This window comes from Gemmatirosa kalamazoonensis (assembly GCF_000522985.1).
In the GTDB taxonomy this organism is placed as follows: domain Bacteria; phylum Gemmatimonadota; class Gemmatimonadetes; order Gemmatimonadales; family Gemmatimonadaceae; genus Gemmatirosa; species Gemmatirosa kalamazoonensis.
This window is the reverse complement of sequence record NZ_CP007129.1, coordinates 814,132-832,070: the sequence shown is the minus strand read 5'-3', so window position 1 is coordinate 832,070 and position 17,939 is coordinate 814,132. Positions and strand designations below refer to the sequence as shown.

General features: G+C 69.0%; 30 protein-coding genes. 29 read left to right on the top strand and 1 reads right to left on the bottom strand.

Features of this window, described 5'->3' with window-relative positions:
* Positions 1 to 8: 8 nt before the first annotated feature.
* From J421_RS26715 to J421_RS26695, 5 genes are all read left to right on the top strand, one after another.
* On the top strand, positions 9 to 767 hold the full coding sequence (locus tag J421_RS26715) for a hypothetical protein (RefSeq protein WP_025414184.1): 759 nt from the start codon (positions 9 to 11) through the stop codon (positions 765 to 767).
* Between the two features lie 207 nt (positions 768 to 974).
* Positions 975 to 1,118: a DNA-binding protein gene (locus J421_RS26710; protein ID WP_148306562.1), complete on the top strand. Its 144-nt coding sequence runs from the start codon at positions 975 to 977 to the stop codon at positions 1,116 to 1,118.
* A 13-nt stretch (positions 1,119 to 1,131) separates the two neighbouring features.
* On the top strand, positions 1,132 to 1,521 hold the full coding sequence (locus J421_RS26705; protein WP_025414182.1) for a type II toxin-antitoxin system death-on-curing family toxin: 390 nt from the start codon (positions 1,132 to 1,134) through the stop codon (positions 1,519 to 1,521).
* 261 nt (positions 1,522 to 1,782) lie between these two features.
* Complete coding sequence (locus J421_RS26700; protein ID WP_025414181.1) at positions 1,783 to 2,142, top strand: hypothetical protein; 360 nt, start codon at positions 1,783 to 1,785, stop codon at positions 2,140 to 2,142.
* Positions 2,143 to 2,455: 313 nt separating this feature from the next.
* Entirely contained in the window at positions 2,456 to 2,812 is a 357-nt protein-coding gene (locus tag J421_RS26695; RefSeq protein ID WP_312845244.1) for a VOC family protein, read from the top strand.
* A gap of 754 nt (positions 2,813 to 3,566) precedes the next feature.
* On the opposite strand, the gene J421_RS32330 is transcribed toward J421_RS26695, so the two are convergent.
* Positions 3,567 to 3,881, bottom strand: a complete 315-nt coding sequence (locus J421_RS32330) for a hypothetical protein (protein WP_148306561.1) — start codon at positions 3,879 to 3,881, stop codon at positions 3,567 to 3,569.
* 80 nt (positions 3,882 to 3,961) lie between these two features.
* Here J421_RS32330 and J421_RS26685 point away from each other — a divergent pair, with 80 nt between their 5' ends.
* The 24 genes from J421_RS26685 to J421_RS26550 all read left to right on the top strand — a co-directional run bounded on the left by J421_RS26685 (position 3,962) and on the right by J421_RS26550 (position 17,934).
* Positions 3,962 to 4,294, top strand: coding sequence for a DUF1963 domain-containing protein (locus tag J421_RS26685; protein ID WP_025414179.1), 333 nt, complete (start codon positions 3,962 to 3,964; stop codon positions 4,292 to 4,294).
* Positions 4,295 to 4,509: 215 nt separating this feature from the next.
* A complete protein-coding gene (locus tag J421_RS26680; RefSeq protein ID WP_025414178.1) occupies positions 4,510 to 4,965 on the top strand; it encodes an SgcJ/EcaC family oxidoreductase in 456 nt (151 codons plus the stop codon).
* A gap of 161 nt (positions 4,966 to 5,126) precedes the next feature.
* Positions 5,127 to 5,348 (top strand): type II toxin-antitoxin system HicB family antitoxin, encoded by a 222-nt coding sequence (locus tag J421_RS26675; protein WP_025414177.1) that lies wholly within the window; start codon positions 5,127 to 5,129, stop codon positions 5,346 to 5,348.
* A 13-nt stretch (positions 5,349 to 5,361) separates the two neighbouring features.
* On the top strand, positions 5,362 to 5,547 hold the full coding sequence (locus J421_RS26670) for a type II toxin-antitoxin system HicA family toxin (protein ID WP_025414176.1): 186 nt from the start codon (positions 5,362 to 5,364) through the stop codon (positions 5,545 to 5,547).
* Positions 5,548 to 5,690: 143 nt separating this feature from the next.
* Complete coding sequence (locus J421_RS26665; protein ID WP_148306560.1) at positions 5,691 to 5,945, top strand: hypothetical protein; 255 nt, start codon at positions 5,691 to 5,693, stop codon at positions 5,943 to 5,945.
* A 117-nt stretch (positions 5,946 to 6,062) separates the two neighbouring features.
* A complete protein-coding gene (locus J421_RS26660; protein WP_025414174.1) occupies positions 6,063 to 6,377 on the top strand; it encodes a hypothetical protein in 315 nt (104 codons plus the stop codon).
* A 116-nt stretch (positions 6,378 to 6,493) separates the two neighbouring features.
* Positions 6,494 to 6,898: a hypothetical protein gene (locus tag J421_RS26655; protein WP_025414173.1), complete on the top strand. Its 405-nt coding sequence runs from the start codon at positions 6,494 to 6,496 to the stop codon at positions 6,896 to 6,898.
* A gap of 289 nt (positions 6,899 to 7,187) precedes the next feature.
* A complete protein-coding gene (locus tag J421_RS26650) occupies positions 7,188 to 7,535 on the top strand; it encodes a hypothetical protein (protein WP_025414172.1) in 348 nt (115 codons plus the stop codon).
* Positions 7,536 to 8,140: 605 nt separating this feature from the next.
* On the top strand, positions 8,141 to 8,407 hold the full coding sequence (locus J421_RS26640; RefSeq protein ID WP_025414170.1) for a hypothetical protein: 267 nt from the start codon (positions 8,141 to 8,143) through the stop codon (positions 8,405 to 8,407).
* A 166-nt stretch (positions 8,408 to 8,573) separates the two neighbouring features.
* Positions 8,574 to 8,876: a hypothetical protein gene (locus tag J421_RS26635; protein ID WP_025414169.1), complete on the top strand. Its 303-nt coding sequence runs from the start codon at positions 8,574 to 8,576 to the stop codon at positions 8,874 to 8,876.
* Between the two features lie 102 nt (positions 8,877 to 8,978).
* Positions 8,979 to 9,374 (top strand): hypothetical protein, encoded by a 396-nt coding sequence (locus tag J421_RS26630; RefSeq protein ID WP_148306559.1) that lies wholly within the window; start codon positions 8,979 to 8,981, stop codon positions 9,372 to 9,374.
* Between the two features lie 216 nt (positions 9,375 to 9,590).
* Positions 9,591 to 9,911 (top strand): hypothetical protein, encoded by a 321-nt coding sequence (locus J421_RS26625; RefSeq protein WP_025414167.1) that lies wholly within the window; start codon positions 9,591 to 9,593, stop codon positions 9,909 to 9,911.
* A 950-nt stretch (positions 9,912 to 10,861) separates the two neighbouring features.
* On the top strand, positions 10,862 to 11,407 hold the full coding sequence (locus J421_RS26615) for a P-loop nucleotide/nucleoside kinase family protein (RefSeq protein ID WP_025414165.1): 546 nt from the start codon (positions 10,862 to 10,864) through the stop codon (positions 11,405 to 11,407).
* A 262-nt stretch (positions 11,408 to 11,669) separates the two neighbouring features.
* On the top strand, positions 11,670 to 12,050 hold the full coding sequence (locus J421_RS26610; RefSeq protein WP_025414164.1) for an ExbD/TolR family protein: 381 nt from the start codon (positions 11,670 to 11,672) through the stop codon (positions 12,048 to 12,050).
* A gap of 128 nt (positions 12,051 to 12,178) precedes the next feature.
* A complete protein-coding gene (locus tag J421_RS26605) occupies positions 12,179 to 12,565 on the top strand; it encodes a nuclear transport factor 2 family protein (RefSeq protein ID WP_025414163.1) in 387 nt (128 codons plus the stop codon).
* A 118-nt stretch (positions 12,566 to 12,683) separates the two neighbouring features.
* Entirely contained in the window at positions 12,684 to 13,016 is a 333-nt protein-coding gene (locus J421_RS34845; protein ID WP_104023320.1) for a ClpX C4-type zinc finger protein, read from the top strand.
* Between the two features lie 111 nt (positions 13,017 to 13,127).
* Positions 13,128 to 13,493, top strand: a complete 366-nt coding sequence (locus J421_RS26595; RefSeq protein WP_025414162.1) for a YrdB family protein — start codon at positions 13,128 to 13,130, stop codon at positions 13,491 to 13,493.
* A gap of 420 nt (positions 13,494 to 13,913) precedes the next feature.
* Positions 13,914 to 14,219: an ASCH domain-containing protein gene (locus J421_RS34720; protein ID WP_025414160.1), complete on the top strand. Its 306-nt coding sequence runs from the start codon at positions 13,914 to 13,916 to the stop codon at positions 14,217 to 14,219.
* Positions 14,220 to 14,417: 198 nt separating this feature from the next.
* Positions 14,418 to 14,723, top strand: a complete 306-nt coding sequence (locus J421_RS26580; RefSeq protein WP_025414159.1) for a hypothetical protein — start codon at positions 14,418 to 14,420, stop codon at positions 14,721 to 14,723.
* Positions 14,724 to 15,233: 510 nt separating this feature from the next.
* Positions 15,234 to 15,629, top strand: a complete 396-nt coding sequence (locus J421_RS26570; protein WP_148306558.1) for a hypothetical protein — start codon at positions 15,234 to 15,236, stop codon at positions 15,627 to 15,629.
* A gap of 107 nt (positions 15,630 to 15,736) precedes the next feature.
* Positions 15,737 to 16,069 (top strand): hypothetical protein, encoded by a 333-nt coding sequence (locus J421_RS26565; protein ID WP_025414156.1) that lies wholly within the window; start codon positions 15,737 to 15,739, stop codon positions 16,067 to 16,069.
* 108 nt (positions 16,070 to 16,177) lie between these two features.
* Positions 16,178 to 16,504, top strand: coding sequence for a hypothetical protein (locus J421_RS26560; RefSeq protein WP_148306557.1), 327 nt, complete (start codon positions 16,178 to 16,180; stop codon positions 16,502 to 16,504).
* 114 nt (positions 16,505 to 16,618) lie between these two features.
* The gene (locus J421_RS26555) at positions 16,619 to 17,158 is read left to right on the top strand and encodes a histidine phosphatase family protein (protein ID WP_025414154.1); all 540 of its coding nucleotides are present in this window, start codon (positions 16,619 to 16,621) and stop codon (positions 17,156 to 17,158) included.
* 455 nt (positions 17,159 to 17,613) lie between these two features.
* Positions 17,614 to 17,934 (top strand): hypothetical protein, encoded by a 321-nt coding sequence (locus J421_RS26550; RefSeq protein ID WP_025414153.1) that lies wholly within the window; start codon positions 17,614 to 17,616, stop codon positions 17,932 to 17,934.
* Positions 17,935 to 17,939 lie beyond the last annotated feature (5 nt).

Below are 17,939 nucleotides of genomic sequence, written 5' to 3'. Positions count from 1 at the left end.
CGCACACAATGTCCTTTCATCCCGAGGGCCTCCCAGATCGAAGTACTCCCGATGCGGTCCTGTACCTTCTCCGGCTCGCGAACGCGGATCCGCATTTCGGTGGGTTGGCGATTCGACCCGCCCTCGTACACTGGGCGGCCGAACTCAATGCCCAACTCCCCGAAGACCGGAGAATCGACCCGAAGCGCGACGCTAGGATCCTCGAACCGTTCTGCGGCGCCTCGGCTGAGGAGCTGGGAAGGGCCGCGGTGATCGCGATCGGCGCATGCGTTGAGACGCCAGACCAGAAGCAAGTCCGTCAAAGTCGCATGCGTGGCTACCTGATGCTTGAGCGCTACTTCGCTTGGTGCCAGGGCCTGCTTGAGGCGACGGATCGGCTGGTAGGTGAGGAGGGTGAGCGTTCCTCCCCCTCCGATACTCTAGCGATCGACCTCCCGGAGTACCGGATCGGCGGCCTGCTGGGGCATTGGCTCGCGGCGCTCTGTCCCGTGATCGAAGGGTGGGAAGAATTGAAGTTGGCCGATGAAAGAATCGACGCCCTTCTTGCAAGCGGGAAGGAGGCCGGCCATCGCAGCACGCTTTTCCGGTTCCGCCACGGCGTATTCCACTATCAGCGCGACCCCGACGATCCGCGATTCGCTGACTTCATGGACCCGGTCGGCGCGGCACGCCTCTGGGCTATCCAGCTGCTTCGGGCGTTCGAAATATTCTTCCGTCGTCATGGTGAAGACGGATACGCTGCCCTGCACGAGTGGGGCACGCGCTGACATGGCGGCGGCCTAACGAATCGTTGCAGCTGACGGAGGCGCGCAAGGCTCCATGAACGGGAAAGCTCCGCCTGCGCCTCCGCAGCTGAACTCCGGCGTTAGGTGGCCTGGGCAGGCGCCCTACCCGGCGCCCGGGTCCCCGGACAGATTCCACCTATGCGCCTCTCTGTCGAGCTGACCCCCGCCCTCGAAGCCCAGTTGGCCGCCGTGGCCGCGCGGCTAAACGTGAGCGCCGAGGACCTGGCCGCCGCGGCGCTGCGCGACCTGCTCGCGCAGCGGGAGGCGGATTTCCAGGCGGCGGCGGGGCGGGTGCTCGAGAAGAACCGGGAGCTGTACCGGCGCCTCGCCTGAGGCGAGGGCCGCGGTGCGGTACCTGAGCCTCGCCGAGGTGATCGAGCTCCACCGGCTGGTGGTCGAGCAGGCGGGCGGCGCGGCGGGGCTGCGGGATTTGGGCGCGCTGGAGTCGGCGGTGGCGCAGCCGCGCGCGACGTTCGACGGCGCGGATCTCTACGCGACGCTGGCGGCGAAGGCGGCGGCGCTCGGCTACTCGCTCGCGCTGAACCACGCGTTCGTCGACGGGAACAAGCGCGTGGCGCACGCGGCGTTGGAGACGTTCCTGATGTTGAACGGGTACGAGTTGGCGGCGAGCGTCGACGAGGCGGAGGCGACGATGCTCGCCCTGGCGGCCGGCGAGCTGTCGCGCGAGGGGCTGGCCGAATGGGTGGCGCAGCATGTCACGCCGCTGCCGGCCTGAGGGCCTAACGCGCGGCCACCTAACGAGTCGTTGCAGCTGACAAGGCCGCGCAGTGTTCCTCACCGGCGCATGGCTCCAACCCTGCGGCCTTGCAGCTGAACTCTAGCGTTAGGGAGCGACACACATTCTCCGAGGGATAGCGCCGGAGTACGAGATCGGTTGGGCAGGGCCTGTCCCCGGACAGCGGGAGGTTGCGCTGGTGCGGGCGGCTTCTCATCTCCGCCGCAGCGTGTCATCCGCTCATCGTGTGCGCATCCTCCAATGAACACTAGCGTCGGCGAACGCGCGGCATTTTGGGCCGGGTGGGCGTTGGCACTCTGCGACACGCTCTGGGGAGGCGCATTGAGCGGATGGTTCGATTGGAGTCGACCCCACGAGGCGTGGCTTGCGATCGGCTTCTTGCTCGGACTGCCGGCCTACCTGCTTGACCTCTTGAGACCGGGCCGGGCGCTCATCTTCCTCCCCGCGGTCGTGGTGGTGCGCTGGCTCGCCCAGTCCTACGCAGACTCGCATCTCGCGCTCGTTTCGCCCTGGCAGAGCAACGTGATCCTCATGACCGCCGGTGTCCTGCTTCAGTGGTCCAAGCTGCGAACCGGTGGCTCCGCCAGGCGTTACCATTGACGCAACCTGAAGCGGAGAGTCAGAACGTTCCGCGGCCAGTCCCGGGAGAACTCGCCGCTCGCGGTGCCCCAGCCGTCGTCCGAGAGTCCGCTCCCTAACGAATCGTTGCAGCTGGCGAACGCGCGCATCGTCCCAGCCGCACCCACAACGCCAGCCCTGCGCGTTCGCAGCTGAACTCCAGCGTTAGCCCGCGACGAAGTCCGACGTTTCATCGCACACCTCGCCCTCAGCGATCCATGCGCGCAAATCGGTCCATCCCCGACGTCGGCGTGATGCCGGAACTAGCGTACGCGGACGTGCCCGCGGCGGCGGCGTGGCTGTGCCGGGCGTTCGGGTTCGTGGAGCGGCTGCGCATCGGCGACCACCGGGTACAGCTCCTCGCCGGCGCCGGCGTCGGCGCGGTCGTGGTCACGGACCAATCGCGCGAAGCACCGGGCGCCGCGGGTCGGGCCAGCACGGGGTGCTCGTCCGCGTGGAGGACGCCGACGCGCACTGCGCCCGGGCGGCGGCGGCCGGCGCGGAGATCCTGCAGCCCCCAACGACGTTCCCGTTCGGCGAGCGCCAGTACCACGCGCGGGACCTCGGGGGGCACCGCTGGACGTTCTCCGCGACGGTCGCCGACGTCGACCCCGCCACGTGGGGCGGGGAACTCCTCACGCCGGGCACGTAGGTATGCGGGCGCGGCCCAGCCGCGGGCTAACGAATCGTTGCAGCTGACGATGGCGCGCATCTCTCCAGCCGCACTCACATCTCCAGCCGCGCGCCCTCGCAGCTGAACTCCAGCGTTAGGCCGCGTAGGCACTCAGGCCACGCACGTGTGCGGGTGACACCGCCAGGGTGCGCGGCGGGAGTTGGGTGCTCGGCCGGAGCCGCGGACGAGGTGGCGCGCCCAGGCATCAGGTGGTGAGGTGCACGGGGCGCGCGGGCGAGCGGCTGGCGGCGCCCGGCATCAGGTAGCGCGCGGGGCGGGCGCGCGGCGCCGAGACGGGCGCGCCGCGGGGCCGGGGCCCGAGGGGAGCGGCGCGGCCGGCACCGGCGACTGCGGCATCAGGTAGTGGCGGCCGGCCGCGCCGGGCGAGGTGCGGCGCGCCGGGCGGGCGTCGGGCGGGGCGCGGGTGGCGCCGTGGCTCGCGGCGCCGCACCTTGCCGTCGTCGCGTTGTGAGGCGTCCTCGCGCCCGGCAGCCCGCGGCCTAACGTTTCGTTGCACCTGACGAAGCCGCGCGGGCCTCCGCGAGCATCCACAGGCCCAGCCCCGCGGCTTCGCAGGTGAACTCAAGCGTTAGGCCACCATCGCGATCGTCCCGCAACGTAGAGGCTTACGGCGTCCATGACCATTCGCTCCCAGGCCCTCAGCTGGCTAGCCACCAGGCGTCCCGGCCCGAGGGGTCACGTTGTGACCTCGAAGTGGTACACACCGGACGAGTCATGGACGAAGGAGAACGCCTGGTGGGTCCAGATACCCTCTGCCGCGATCCGCTCCGAGAAGACGATCGAAATCCTCTGCGAGGCCGCGCCGGGCTCCGCGCGGTTCCGTCACCTCTGAGTCCCCGCCGAGTACTTCCAGCAGCACATAGACGAACTGGCGATCCTCGGAGAGGACAAGATCAACCTCTTCTTGTCCGCCGAGCCCGGAAGCCTCTTCCGGGACGAGCGCGGGCCGGGTCGAGTGCCGTTCGCGCAATTCGAACAGAAATGAGCGGTGGCCTAACGAATCGTTGCAGCTGACGAGCGCGCGCACCGCTCCAACCGCACCGAGAGCCCCAGCCCCGCGCGCTCGCAGCTGAACTCTAGCGTTAGCCAGCGATTGCACACTCCCTCATGGCATTCGAATTCCGCGAGTATCGCATGCAGTTCGAGCGCGTCCCACCGGGGACGCGTGCGGTCGACCGCCGCGCCCTGGGCCGGCGCAGTAAGCTCGGCGGCAAGCCGACGTGGGAGCACGGGGGCCAAACGCCAGCCTGCGCCCGGTGCAGCGAGCCGATGTCGTTCCTTGCGCAGATCGACTCGATCGAGCATGAGGACCCGAAGAACCCGCACGCGATCGACGCCCTCTCGGACGACCAGCAATACATGTTCGGCGACGTCGGCATGGTCTACGTCTTCCTCTGCCTGACGTGCGGCGAGGGCGCGACGGTCATACAATCGGGGTGACGCGCCGCTGGCTAACGAATCGTTGCAGCTGACGGAGTGGGCCACCGCTCCTCGCGGCAGCCAAGATCACGCAGCCCGCTCCGCAGCTGAACTCTAGCGTTATGCAGGCACGATCATCCGCGCCGTTGTCGGCGTGAACCGCGGTGACATAACAACGCTCGATCGCCGTAGGCCCGTTCCAGCAAACCCTCAAGCATGCAACCCGCCCGAGCCCCATGAGCGCGATCGACTCACCTGAGGAGGTCCCAGCGGCCTTTCAGTCCGCCTGGAACGCGCACGACATGTCGGCCTTCGCTCGCCTCTTCCAGGCGGACGCGACGTTCGTCAACCGGTTCGCCCACTACGTGCTAGGCGTCGACGCGATCGTGGCCCTCCGCCGGCCCCTCCACGAGACCATCTACCGCGACTCCGCGCTCGAGAACGAGCTGATCGAGGCGACCGCGATCAGCGCCGACGCCGCGATCGTCCATTTCTGGAGCCGGCTCCGTACGGGTGTGGCGCATCCGGCGGGCGCGCACGACATCGATACGCTGATCCTCACGGTGATCACGCGCCGGGATGGCCAGTGGCGTATCCAGGCGCTCGAGAATGTCACGCTGGCGAATCCCCGGACGGGCGAGGCCATGTTGCGCGAGAACTGCCCGGCGGCGGCCGCCGGGCCGGCGAGTTGAGCGCTTGGCTGCATAACGAATCGTTGCAGCTGACGAAGGCGCGCGTCGCCCCGACCCGGCAGCAGAACTCCAACCCCGCGCCTTCGCAGCTGAACTCCAGCGTTCGGCAGCACACCGGCCTCCGACGTAGATTCAGAGTCCACCGCTTCCCGAGCCCCGCCATGCAGCTGGAACTGACCGCTGTCTTCCGCCCCGGCCCCCAGGGGTACGTGGCCTACGTCGAGGAACTCCCCGGCGCGAACACGCAGGGGGCGACCCTCGAGGAGGCGCGCGAGAACCTACGCGAGGCCGTGGCGCTGGTGATCGAGGCGAACCGCGCGCTGGCCGAGGAGGAGCTGGCCGGCGCGGAGGTCATCCGGGAGCCGCTCCGCCTCTCGGCGTGAGGCCGACGGCGCGGTGAAGCGCGTCGACCTGATCCGGCACTTGGAGTCACAGGGCTGCCGCCTCCTGCGCGAGGGCGGCAGCCATTCCGTCTACGTGAACCCGGCGGCGCGCAAGACGTCGACGGTACCGCGGCACCGCGAGGTCGACGACTTCCTCGCGCGGAAGATCTGCCGCGACCTCGACGTGCCGCCGCCGTAGACACGCATCTGCGTGCTGCTGCCGAACGAATCGTTGCAGCTGACGAAGCCGCGCAGCTCTCCGGCGACATCCAAGACTCCAGGCCTGCGGCTTCGCAGCTGAACTCCAGCGTTAGCCGGACACACACCAGTCATTACACCGATATGTCTGACTCGCCCGGCTCCGGTGACTACCGCAATGATCCGATGTACCGCGAGCTGACGCGGGTTCTCGGGAACCTGGAGACGGCCTCGTTCTCGTTCTGTCTGCCCGGCTTCGGCGAGGAGGACGCTCTGGAGTTCTTCCGGACCGTCCCGGACGGCATGCCGGTGGAGGAGCTGCCGGCGCTAGCCGAGGAGTGGCGACAGCGGAACCGCCGGGTGCCCGCGCACCCGTGGCCCAATGGCACCGCCGGCTAACGAATCGTTGCAGCTGACGGAGGCGCGCGCCGCTCCCCGGCACTCACAGCTCCAGCCCCGCGCCTCCGCAGCTGAACTCCCGCGTTAGACGCACAACCACCATTGCCAAGTAGCTGAGTGAGCTTTCGATCGATCCTTATCGTCCTTGCCGGCATCCTCGCCGCTATTGCGGGTGTGTCTGGGCTGGCGGCCGTGGTTCAGTTTGCGCGGGCGGACACGAACGCGGGGTTCTCGGACGCTGACCACGCGAACATCCGTGCCGGCCGTTGGTGGGCGCCATTGAGCCGGGACTACGTGCCGCCGCCGGGGGCGCTACTTTCCGCGAGGGGCAAGCGTCTGCGTCGTTCCGGTTGGCGCTGGGCCGCCGCGGCAGTGATTGCCTTAGCGCTGCTGTTCGCGATCGCGCCGCTGATTCGGCGCGCCGGCGTCTAACGAATCGTTGCAGCTGGCGGAGCCGCGCAACATCCCGACCCGGCAGCCCGGCTCCAACCCTGCGGCTCCGCAGCTGAACTCTAGCGTTAGACCGCGACATAATTCTTCGCCGCTTCATGGCTGATCCGCCGCCGCAGCGCTCACTCACCGCCGACCTGCGATGGCGCATCGGCGGCGGAATCCTGTACGCGGCCCTCTACTCGATCGTCGGAGGCGGCATCGTGCTCTTGCGCCTCGGGCCGCCGGCGCTCGGGCGGGTCCTCGGCGTGGTCGCCGTCTACTTCGTCTCAGGTCTCGCAGTGGGGGCGGTCCTCGGCCTGATGCGGCCGCTCGGCGCGTCCCGGGCGCGGTGCGTGGCGATCGGCGTGCTCGCGGCGCTGCCGCTCGGTCTAACGGTCGGGACACTCTTCACTATCGTGGATGGGCAGCGCCTGGACTGGTTCGGAGTGGTCGGCGTGGCGGTACTCTGCGGCACCTTCATCGGCGTGAGCTGGTGGCAAAGCATCGCGCCACGGACCTAGGACGAGCGATCGGGAATGGCCCGCGGTCTAACGAATCGTTGAAGCTGACGAAGGCGCGCGCGGCTCCCACCCGGCAGCAGAGACCACGTTCGCGCCTTCGCAGCTTAACTCTGGCGTTAGCCGGCCGCCCAGTTCCGCTCTCGAGTTTAGCTGCCTTCCAGTCCTAGCAACACGAATGTCGCATCCTTCATCCTCTCTTTCCGCTCGGAGCAGCGTCGCAGCGCATGTCGGGCTGCTTGCGCTCGCGTTGCCGCTGGCAGCGTGTGGCGATGCGCCCACTGAGGCAACCGTGTACCCGTCGCTGGCGCTGATCTACGGCCAGGTCCATGCCCCCTCGGGCGCTGTGCGCGCTGGCGTCGAGATAGAGGCCGCCGGGTGGGTGTTTGGCGCCTGCGGAATCGGCGAGCGATATGCGTACCGCAGCGAACGCATTGTTCTAACCGATAGCGCGGGACGCTACGCCACGGTGCTGAACACACCCCGGTCGATGACGCTCTGCGTCACGGTGCAGGCGATCGGGTCCGGCGGTGCCGTGCTCGCCGAGTCGCGTGTCGACGCGGTGCCATTCAGAATCTCCACCCTGACCACGCCGCCGCAGGTCCGAGACAGCGTCCGCGTGGACCTCGAGCTCCCGTAGTGGCCGCTGGCACAGCATTCGTCGGCCCGGCGTGCGAGGTACGGTGCGCCGCCGGCTAACGAATCGTTGCAGCTGGCGGAGGCGCGCAAGGCTCTGACGGCGTCCACAGCTCCTGCCCCGCGCCTCCGCAGCTGAACTCTGGCGTTGGGCAGCAAACGACCCACTCACCGGCAGCATGGAACGGGAGCACCAAGCGCGTATCCACTGGACACCCGAATACGTCGCGCGCGGGCTGCCATCGGTGCGCGAGACGGTCGATCCGGCGTGGTTCGTCGATGACCCACCAGGGGCCGACGGCTGGAGCTTGGTCTGTCGGTTCGCAGTCCCGCCCTCGGAGCAAGGAAACCCCTCCGTCGCCCGCGTCAGCTTCTGGATGGCGCATGCTCCGCATGAGCGGCTTCAGCCTGGGACGCACCTCCGGCTGTTCGAGAAGGGGACGCGGCGCTACGCTTCGGTCGAGGTGCTGGACTGAGCCCGTGCGCCGCTGACCAACAGGTCGTTGCAGCTGACGGAGCGGCGCGTCTCTCCGCGCCGGCTGCCGAGCTCCGGCCCTGCCGCTCCGCAGCTGAACTCCAGCGTTGGGCAGCTTTACGTCCCCCTTCGGCATGACAGAGTCCCGACTCGCTGAACTCCTCGGCGCCCTGGTCGACGGCTGGTGTGCGCGGCGCGCGCTCGAGCCGCTGGCGGTACTGCTGCCGGCGTACCTCGCGTTCAGCGGGCTGACCGATGCCTGGCTGGACCTCGCCCAGGCCGTCGACGACCTGCGCGGACTGGGGCCTGATGCGCTCACGGACGAGGAGCGCGCGGTAGTCTCGGAGGCTCGCGCGCTGATCCACCAGGCGCTCAAAGCGGCGGGTATCACGCATCCGTAATCCAGCAGCTGCCCAACGAATCGTTGCAGCTGACGTGGCCCGTCACGCATGATTGTGCTGCGCCGGCCGCCTCCATCAAGCGGAGCGACCACCGTCGCGCCGGCATACGTCGGCCACGCAGCTGAACTCTGGCGTTAGGGAGCGACCCCCATCGTCCACACTCACAGTGACCTCGCCCATCGACCGGTTCCGGCGCCGCCTTGCTGAGAACGTAACGCTGCAGTTGAGGGCGACGCTCGCGGTCGCGGTGCTATTCGCGCTGACGATGGCGGCGATCGGCCGCTTCGATACATGCGGTCCGGGCGATCGGGATGGCCAATGTGGGATGGGCCGGTTCGTCCTCGCGCTCTACGGCATGGCCGGCGGCAGCTTCCTGCTCGTCGTCGGCGTCGTGGCAATCGCCCTCCGCGCGTGGCGCCGACGACGTGGCAGCCAGGCCGGATCCACCCGCTCCCTAACGAATCGTTGAAGCTGACAAACGCGCGCGACTCTCCTCGTGGTAGCAGAGATCACGCTCGCGCGTTTGCAGCTTAACTCTGGCGTTAGACACCGACACGCCCCTTTGTAGAGCATGGCCTGGACTTCGCCGCTCGACTCGCGTCCCCTCCGCCCGGTGCCGGTGCTCTGGTTGCTGGTCCCGTGGGCGGCGCTCTTCCTCTGGACCGCCGTGACCACCGCCAGGGTCGCCCGGGCCGCGCCGTCGCCCGGCGGGCAGGGGCAGCTCGGCGCGATGGCGGTGCTCGCCCTGCTCGGGATCAGCCTCTGGGGCGGAGTGTTCGGTCTCGGGCTGACGTGGATCTGGCTCGCGCTCGCCGTCCCCGGCATCGGGCGGCCCGGGTTGTGGCTCGCGGCGGCGTGCTTCGCCGCGCGTGGCTCCTGCCGAACGGCCTCGATGTTCGGGACACCGGGGGCGGCATCGGGCTACTCTGCTGCGCGGCCTCCCTCGGCGCCGTGCACGCAATCCTGAAAGCCCGACTACGGGCCCGCGAGGTGTGGGGACTCTCCAGCGAGGCCGGTGTCTAACGAATCGTTGCACCTGACGGAGGCGCGCAACTCTCCGCGCCGGCCGCATGGTTCACGCTCGCGCCTCCGCAGGTGAACTCCAGCGTTCGGCCGCATACACGCATTGTCTCCGGCACAGTCCAGCCCACTGATCTCTCACGCATCGCCGTGGCAAAAACCCGTGCCCCCGCTGCACCGCGCGGCCGCGTGCCTCTCGCTGCTGCTCGGTGCCATGCTATTGGCGCTCGCGGCGGGGGGCGTTGTGATGCTGGGCTATCTCTGGTGGAGCGGGCCGCCCGCGGCGGACGGACGGCTCGCGCCGGGCAACGACTCATACGCGCTCGGCGCGGTGGCTGGGGTGGTGGTGGACACGCTGGCGCTGGGCCTCGGTTACGCGCTATGGTCGGTGGGGTGGCGCATCCGGGAGCGCCGCGTCGGCTGCGGCCGGTGGTCGAGTAGGTTGAACTCGACGGGCTGCGGCCGAACGAATCGTTGCAGCTGACCGGCGGGCTATGGAAGCTCGCTTCGCTCGCATTGGTTGTATCCGCCGGCAGCTGAACTCGAGCGTTAGCCAGCGACGCGCATCCTCGAATCGCAACCCGTTTCCTCCCATGGGCGACCACGCAGACTACCGCTATAGCATCACGATTCAGTCTGATGACCCGGCGCTGGTGAACTGCTTGCGATCGCTCAGCCAGTTCAGCCAGAAGACAGGCAACAACCGGATCTGCTGGGGTGGCACCAAGGACAAGGACTGGGAGCGAGACGGTCACCGAGTGACGTTCCGGTTCTCGAAGCCGGCGTACCGAGAGGGCTTCTTGGCCGAGATCAATCGCTTGCTCCCCAACAACCTGTGGCGAGAATCGGCTCGGAGTGACGCCGACCCAGCGCGTCCGCAAGCATAGTCCGTCAACCCGCTGGCTAACGAATCGTTGAAGCTGACGGAGGCGCGTATCGTCCCGGCCCGGCAGCATAGCTCCAGCCCTGCGCCTCCGCAGCTTAACTCTGGCGTTAGGCGGCTTACCCCTCCGGAGAACTCACGATGGTCGTTCAGCCTCGTCCTCGTCTGCCCTTCGCCCTCCTCGCCGGTGGCCTCCTCGGCGCGGCCCTCTACCCGGTCGCGGCCCGCGCCGGCCTCCCCGCGGCCCTCGCCGGTGATGCGGCGCACGGCGTCTGGCTCGGCGTCTGCCTGGGGCTCGAAGTCCTCGGGCTCGTGACGCTCCGCAAAGCGCGGCGCACTCCGCGCTGACGGGGCGGACGTCCGAATCGCCGCCTAACGAATCGTTGAAGCTGACGTGGCCCGTCACGCAAACTGTTGAAGCGCCCGCCGTCTGCATCGAGCGGAGCGATCTCTATCATGCCGGCACGCGTCGGCCACGCAGCTTAACTCTGGCGTTAGGCGGCATCGGCCTCCGTGGTGTACCGAGTCCGGCCCTCGCCTCACCTATTCCGATGAGCACGCCCAGTAGCGGTGCGCGACTGATCATCATCTGTGGGCTGCCCGGATCGGGCAAGACGACGCGCGCCCGGCAGCTGGAGGCGGCCCTCGGGGCCGTGCGGCTAGCCCCCGACGAGTGGATGGAGGCCCTCGCGCTGGACCTCTACGACGAGCAGGCGCGCGCCAGGGTCGAGGCGCTGCAGTGGGATCTCGCTCGCACCCTGCTCGCGCGGGGGCTCACGGTGGTCATCGAGTGGGGCACGTGGGGGCGCGCGGAGCGGGACGCGCTCCGGCTCGGCGCCCGGGCGCTCGGCGCCACCGTGGAGTTGCACTACCTCACCGCGCCGCCGCACGTGCTCCTGGAGCGGGTGCGGCGCCGGGGACGGGAGGACCCGCCCATGGAGCTAGCGGACATCCTGCGGTGGAGCGACGCGTTCCAAGTACCGACCGAGGAGGAGCGGGGGCTGTTCGACCCGCCGGTGGACGCGGGCCTCGCGGCCGAACAGAATGAGGCGCAGGGGAGGCCGGAAGCCGACGGGTGCCCGCGCGGCGCCGCCTAACGAATCGTTGCAGCTGACGGAGCAGCGCAGCGCTCCAGCCGCGTCCACGGCTCCAGCCCCGCCGCTCCGCAGCTGAACTCCAGCGTTAGCCGGCTCACACGCGCCTCGGGGGCAGCCGAGCGCCGGCGCGCTCATCCAGACGTCATCGCGCCTTCACCGTCCCGCAATCTCGCGTTCATGAGCGCCTCACGAGCGCGGCGTAGCCTCCGGGCGACACCCGCCGGGGGACGGTATGCGCGAGCTAGGATCGAGGGCGGTGACGATGCAGGCGGAGCCGAACGTGACGCCGATGATCGATGTGCTGATGGTGTTGCTGATCATCTTCATGTTCATGGTCCCCATGAGCCAGCGGGCGACGTACGTGCAGCTGCCGGTGGAGCAGCCCGGCGGGCCGGGGACGCCCATTGTCCTGGAGGTCGGGCCTGGCGGCCGGCTGGCTCTGAACCAGCAAGCGTTGACGTTCGGGGATCTCGGCGCTCGGCTGCGGGCGGTGTACGCTGGGCGTCCGGACAAGACGATCACGGTCCGCGGGGACGGCGCGGCGAGGTATCAGGACGTCGTGACCGCGATCGACATCGCGCGGGGCGCCGGCGTCACCGTCGTCGGCCTGGACCCGCGCAAGTCGTTGGGCCAACATCACTGAGCCGCCGGCTAACGAATCGTTGCACCTGACGAAGGCGCACATCGTTCCGCGCCGGCAGCACAGATCACGTGCGCGCCTTCGCAGGTGAACTCCAGCGTTAGGCCGGCAGAGACATTCAAGGAGGTGCCATGGCTCCGCCCGACCCGCACCGCGCGGTGATCGACCGCTACCTGGCCGCGTACAACGGCTTCAACGTCCCGGGCATGCTCGAGGTCCTGCACCCGGAGGTGGAGTTCCGGAACCTTGCCGGCGGCGAGGTGACGGCGGAGGCACACGGCCGCGCGGAGTTCCGCGCGCTGGCCGAGCGCGCCGTCACGCTCTTCCGCAGCCGGCGGCAGGCGGTGCGCGGGTACCGAGCGGAGGGAGAGCGGGCGTGGATTACTGTCGAGTACGAGGGCGTGCTCGCGGCCGACCTCGGCCCGGAGCTGCGGGCGGGCGACACGCTCCGTCTGACCGGGCGCTCAACCTTCGTGTTCCGTGACGGACTGATCGCGGAGCTGGTCGACGAGAGCTGAGGCCGCGGGGGCGCGGCCTAACGAATCGTTGCAGCTGATGGAGTCGTGCAGGCTCCCGCGAGCATCCAGGGCTCCAACCCCGCCGCTCCGCAGTTGAACTCTAGCGTTAGATGGCGACATGCATTCTCGGAAAGGAGGGTCTGTGGCAAACACTACTGAGCGGGTCCGTCGCTTCGCGCATCGCGTCCCCTGCTGTCGCGTCTGCCGCCTGCCCAGCGCCGAAGGTCGGCGGCTGATCGCCGGCCCCAGCGTCTACATCTGTGAGTCATGTATCGCCTCGATCGCCACCCGAGAGTCGGCGGCCGGCACCGCCAAGCGGTGCTCGTTCTGCGGGCGGCGCGACGTGCCGATCCCGAGTGCGTGGCCGTCACTCGCCATCTGTGCGGCATGCCTCGAACTCGCACGCGGCATTCTGGCCGAGGGCGATCGGCGTTCACGACCCGCCACCTAACGAATCGTTGCACCTAACGAAGCCGCGCATCGCTCCACGCCGGCGGCACCGCTCCAACCCTGCGCCTCCGCAGCTGAACTCCAGCGTTAGACCGCAAGCAGACTCGAACGTATGGCAGCCGCCAAGGCCGCGAACCTCGCCCTCCGCTTCCTCCTCGAGCTGGCCGCCCTGGCCTCGCTAGGGTACTGGGGCGGGACGGCACCCACCGGCGCCGCCGCGCAGACGGCGCTTGCGGTCGGGCTGCCGCTGGCCGCGGCGGTGTTCTGGGGTATGTTCGTCGCGCCGCGGGCCCGGGTGGTGCTGCCGACCGGCGCGCGGATGGCGCTCGGGCTGCTGGTGCTTGCGGGCGCGGCGCTGGCGCTCGGCGACCGGGGCCACGGGCGGCTCGGTCTCGGGTTCGCCGGGCTGGCGCTGCTGAATGCGGCACTCATGCTGCGGTGGCGGCAGGACCACATCATCCGGCGCGGTGCGGCCTAACGAGTCGCTGAAGCCGACGAAGGCGCGCAGCGCTCCAACCGCATTCACAGCTCCAACCCCCGCGCCTTCGCAGCGTAGCTCTGGCGTTAGGCCGACTCACCGATGCTTCACTCCCAAACGGTGGTGCCCATGTCGCGACGTCAAATCCACCCGTACGCCATCGCGACCGTGTGGGCACTGATGCTGGTGCTTAGCAGCTGGCTCCTACGCGGTACGCGCGGCGGCGATTGGGTTGATGCCGCGTTGTACCTCACCGCGGGCGTCTGGCTGGCGAGCAGGATGCGCCGCCCACGCGCGCACTGAGCTCTCAGCCGCGGCATAACGAATCGTTGCAGCTGACGGGTGGTCTTCGGATGGCGGGCTACGCCTGCGAGGGTTGGAATCCGCCCGCAGCTGAACTCTGCCGTTAGGCCGACCGACATGCAATTCTTGGAACCACTTCGGGATCGTATCCGCCGCGGCGAGATCACCACGACCGTTCGCCTGTGGCAGCGCCCTCACGTGAGGGTCGGCGGTCGCTATGCGTTGCGGCCCGGGGCGGTCGTCGTGACCAAGATTGCCGAGGTGTCCCTGGCTGACATAACACCCGATCTCGCCCGGGCTTCCGGATTCGCGGGGCTCGTTGATCTACTGAAGGTGGCCAAGCATGGGCCCGGGCGGCGCGTGTTCGTGGTAGAGTTTCGCTATGAGGCCGACCCGCCAGTGCAATCTCGGGCGCGGCCCTAGGTGGCGTCCACCCGAGGGTCGCGGCCACGCCGCTCGCGGGCGCTCGCCGAAGGAGGCTCTCCCCACCGTCGGCCTAACGAATCGTTGCAGCTGATAAGGCCGCGCAGCGGCCATCGGCAGAGCACGGCTCCAGCCCCGCGGCCTTGCAGCTAAACTCTGGCGTTAGGCCGCAACGAAGTCCCCCATCACGGGTACTGCGTGCACCTCGACGGGCCCTACCAACTCGAAGTCTTCACCACGCTAGTCCTGGCGCTTCCAGCAGGAGGGTACTGGCTGGCGCGGCATTACTGGCACGCCGGGGCCTGGGGGTCGGTCGGCGCCGGAGCGGCCGGCGGTGCGCTGGCGGGTCTGGTGGTCATCGTCAGCTTCCTGTGGGACGCGCGGCGCGGGCAGGGGCTGGGCATGTTCGGTCTCGCCCTCCCACTCTTCCTCATCGTTGGAACGGCAATGGGGGGCGTGGTGGGCGTCGGGTGTCTCATGCTGGCGCCCATCGGGCTGCGCTGACCGCGGCCGCCGCGCGGCGCGGCCTAACGAATCGTTGCAACTGACGGAGGCGTGCGAGCCTCCGACGGCATCCAGAGCGCCAATCCCAAGCCTCCGCAGCTGAACTCCGGCGTTAGCCGGTCACCACGTTCCCTCCTGCTTCTGGTGCACATGCGAGCGTCCTCTCCCGAATGTCTGCGGTGTCACCACGAAATGGAGCGCGGCTTTCTGCTCGAATCCGGCGATCACGGCGCGCGGTCGGTCACGAAGTGGATCGAGGGTGCGCCGGAGAGCAGCATCTGGACGGGTCTGAAGCTCGGCGAGCGCCAGGTGTTGCCGGTGGTGACGTTTCGCTGCTCCCGCTGCGGCTGGCTGGAGTCATATGCACTACCGGCTAGCGACCCGTAACGCCGCCGCCGGCAAACGATTCGTTGCAGCTGACGCAGCGGCGCAACGCGCCGCGCTGGCAGCCTAGCTCGAGCCACGCCGCTCCGCAGCTGAACTCCAGCGTTGGACCTCAACCACGCTCCCGTGTACGCACCCCTGGCACCGGCCGACGCCTACGAGGCGGTGTTCGAGATGTTGGCGCAACGCGAGATCTTCGCGGCCGGACGCGCAATGCTGGTCGCGCATTACGGGAAGCCGGACCGCATCACGACGATGCGGCATCTGGCGCGCGACGTGTACGGGAAGCCGGATCATCGGCTGGCGAACTGGGTCTATGGGAGCTTCGCGGCGCGAGTACGGCGCGAGCTCGACGTGCCGCGGCCGAAGTTCGAGATCTGGGTGCTGGCGACGTGGCCGGCGCCGGCGATTGACGAGCTCGGGGAGTTTGCGTGCCGACTGCGACCCGAGGTGTGCGCGGCGCTCCGGAGCCTCGGCTGGGTCGGGGCTCGGACGGCCAAGCATCGCACTCCTGAGATCTAACGAGTCGTTGCAGCTGACCGGCGGGCGATGGAAGCTCGCTTCGCTCGCATTGGTTGTCTCCGCCGGCCGCTGAACTCCCGCGTTAGCTGGCTCACACGCATCTACGCATGCCATTTGATCGCCTCCTGGCCCGCGCGTTCGTCTACGGCATCCCCAGGGCTCTCACGGAAGGCCCGGTCGCGCGCGCCATCCGCGCCTGGTCGGTGGCTGTCGCTCGGATTTCCTGGGCCCTCTTGGTCGCGGGCGAGGTCGGGTGCTGGTATGGCGGCGTGGTTACGGCCCATACCGCGCCGCGCCTGTCCGGTCTTCTGGCGCTCGGCGGCTTGGTGCTGGCGTACGCGATGGTGTTCGTCCATCAGGTGCGGTCGGAGGTGCACGAGGAGCGGGTACGCGAGTCCCTGCGGTTCTCACGGCGTGGGCGTCGGCGTCCCCCCAGCTAACGAATCGTTGCAGCTGATGCAGCCGCGCAGCGTTCCTACTGCATTCAACACTCCAGCCGCGCGGCTCCGCAGCTGAACTCCACCGTTACGCCGCCACACGGATCATCGATGGACCGACCGCTTGATCGCCTGGCCCGAGCGGGCACGAACCCCGAGATCGTACGGCAAGTCGCCGTGCTGCTGGCCGAGCGCTGGGACCCGGGCGCGGAGCTGGCCGCGCCGGACGGCACCTGCGAGCCGGCAGCGCACGCCGGGGCCGTCCTCGGGGTGCTGGGCGGCGGCGGCCCGCTCGCGGACGTCGTGGGCTACCTGCGGCGCGCCGAGGAGGACCGCTTCGTGTTCCCGCGATCGACGGCGGCGGAGCGGTGGGCGCTCGCCGAGGCAATCCACGCGCTGGTGCTCGGGACGGCCACGCCGGACTCGCCGGCAGCCTAACGAATCCTTACAGCTGACGAGGCGGCGCATGACTCCACCGACGCCCGAAGCCCTGGCCCTACCGCCTCGCAGCTGAACTCCAGCGTTAGACCGACCCAGTCGGACGTCGACCGAATGCAAGAGATCATCCTCGTGCGGCACGCGGCCGCGACCGGCCAGGACCCGGCGGCAGCCCTCACCGGCGAGGGCCAACGCCAGGCGCACATGCTAGCCGACTTGCTGTCCCCCTATCGGGTTCAGCGAGTGATCTCGAGTCCGTTCGCTCGGGCAACCGAGTCGATCAGACCGCTCTGCGACCGCGCCACCCTGCGCCTGGAAACGGACGGTCGGTTGGTCGAGCGGGTGCTCAGCGGGCGACCGCTGGTGGATTGGCGCGGGCACCTGCGTCGGTCGTTCGAAGACCTGGACTATCGATTGGACGGTGGGGAATCCGCTCGAGCCGCGCAGGCGCGCGGGACCTCGGTCGTGCGGTCGGCCCTGGCGTCGGGGGCGCTGTGTGTGCTGGTGACACACGGCAACCTGCTGGCACTGATCCTGAACTCGATCGACGCCACGGTGGGCTTCGACGTCTGGTCGAGTCTCTCGAATCCTGATGCCTTCGTGGTCGACGTCGACAACGATGGGCCGACGCGATTCCGTCGAATCTGGGTGTGATCGCGCGGGCGGCCTGACGAATCGTTGCAGCTGACGAAGACGCGCAACGTAGTGACGAGCGCCTTCGTACGGCATGAATCCATCGCCGGGACGGAATCGCGTGCGCACTTCACACGTACTCGTTGCCGGCAGCCTTCTCCTCAGTGGATGTGTGCGGCAACCGGTTCCCGTGCGAAGCGATCCGGCGACGGGAGCGGTGTATGGCGACACCGGCGTGGTGCTGGGGTACGCGCCGAAGCGTGTGCTCGCCAAGACGCCCCCGGAGACGCTGGTGGCGGCTGACTGAACTCCCGCGTTGGGCCGCGACGGAGTCGTTCGTACGGACGGAGGATTCTTGTGAAGCTGGCCTGGTTGCTGATTGGAACCACGGTGGCGGCGCAGCTGGCGGTGCTCGCCGTGCTCGGGCCCGAGCGCGGCCGCCCTGCAGCCGGCGTGGCGACTACCGCGAGCCGGCGATGCCGCTCGCGCTGCTGGGCACCGTGCTCGGCCTGAATGGCGCGCGGTACGTGCCCGGCGTCGTGCGCGGCGGCATTCCGGGCATCATCTTTCTGACGGGCTATGGCGCGCTCACGCTCGCCGTCCCCGTGGGAACGCTCCGGAGGCTGGTGAAGCAGTTTCGGCCGTCCCCCGCTGATCCGCGGCCTAACGAATCGTTGCAGCTCACGGAGCGGCGCGGCGTCCCGCACTGGCAGCCGCGCTCCGGCGCCGCCGCTCCGCACCCGAACTCCGGCGTTAGGCAGCCACCGAAGGAGTCGCATGACATACCGCATTCGTGACGCGA

What these genes read in the sequence shown, in the direction of transcription:
- J421_RS26715 (WP_025414184.1), top strand. Translation starts at nt 9, where the DNA reads ATGTCCTTTCATCCCGAGGGCCTCCCAGATCGAAGTACTCCCGATGCG.
- J421_RS26700 (WP_025414181.1), top strand. Translation starts at nt 1,783, where the DNA reads ATGAACACTAGCGTCGGCGAACGCGCGGCATTTTGGGCCGGGTGGGCG.
- J421_RS26685 (WP_025414179.1), top strand. Translation starts at nt 3,962, where the DNA reads ATGGCATTCGAATTCCGCGAGTATCGCATGCAGTTCGAGCGCGTCCCA.
- J421_RS26680 (WP_025414178.1), top strand. Translation starts at nt 4,510, where the DNA reads ATGAGCGCGATCGACTCACCTGAGGAGGTCCCAGCGGCCTTTCAGTCC.
- J421_RS26675 (WP_025414177.1), top strand. Translation starts at nt 5,127, where the DNA reads ATGCAGCTGGAACTGACCGCTGTCTTCCGCCCCGGCCCCCAGGGGTAC.
- J421_RS26665 (WP_148306560.1), top strand. Translation starts at nt 5,691, where the DNA reads ATGTCTGACTCGCCCGGCTCCGGTGACTACCGCAATGATCCGATGTAC.
- J421_RS26655 (WP_025414173.1), top strand. Translation starts at nt 6,494, where the DNA reads ATGGCTGATCCGCCGCCGCAGCGCTCACTCACCGCCGACCTGCGATGG.
- J421_RS26640 (WP_025414170.1), top strand. Translation starts at nt 8,141, where the DNA reads ATGACAGAGTCCCGACTCGCTGAACTCCTCGGCGCCCTGGTCGACGGC.
- J421_RS26630 (WP_148306559.1), top strand. Translation starts at nt 8,979, where the DNA reads ATGGCCTGGACTTCGCCGCTCGACTCGCGTCCCCTCCGCCCGGTGCCG.
- J421_RS26615 (WP_025414165.1), top strand. Translation starts at nt 10,862, where the DNA reads ATGAGCACGCCCAGTAGCGGTGCGCGACTGATCATCATCTGTGGGCTG.
- J421_RS26610 (WP_025414164.1), top strand. Translation starts at nt 11,670, where the DNA reads ATGCAGGCGGAGCCGAACGTGACGCCGATGATCGATGTGCTGATGGTG.
- J421_RS26605 (WP_025414163.1), top strand. Translation starts at nt 12,179, where the DNA reads ATGGCTCCGCCCGACCCGCACCGCGCGGTGATCGACCGCTACCTGGCC.
- J421_RS34845 (WP_104023320.1), top strand. Translation starts at nt 12,684, where the DNA reads ATGCATTCTCGGAAAGGAGGGTCTGTGGCAAACACTACTGAGCGGGTC.
- J421_RS26595 (WP_025414162.1), top strand. Translation starts at nt 13,128, where the DNA reads ATGGCAGCCGCCAAGGCCGCGAACCTCGCCCTCCGCTTCCTCCTCGAG.
- J421_RS34720 (WP_025414160.1), top strand. Translation starts at nt 13,914, where the DNA reads ATGCAATTCTTGGAACCACTTCGGGATCGTATCCGCCGCGGCGAGATC.
- J421_RS26565 (WP_025414156.1), top strand. Translation starts at nt 15,737, where the DNA reads ATGCCATTTGATCGCCTCCTGGCCCGCGCGTTCGTCTACGGCATCCCC.
- J421_RS26560 (WP_148306557.1), top strand. Translation starts at nt 16,178, where the DNA reads ATGGACCGACCGCTTGATCGCCTGGCCCGAGCGGGCACGAACCCCGAG.
- J421_RS26555 (WP_025414154.1), top strand. Translation starts at nt 16,619, where the DNA reads ATGCAAGAGATCATCCTCGTGCGGCACGCGGCCGCGACCGGCCAGGAC.
- J421_RS26550 (WP_025414153.1), top strand. Translation starts at nt 17,614, where the DNA reads ATGCCGCTCGCGCTGCTGGGCACCGTGCTCGGCCTGAATGGCGCGCGG.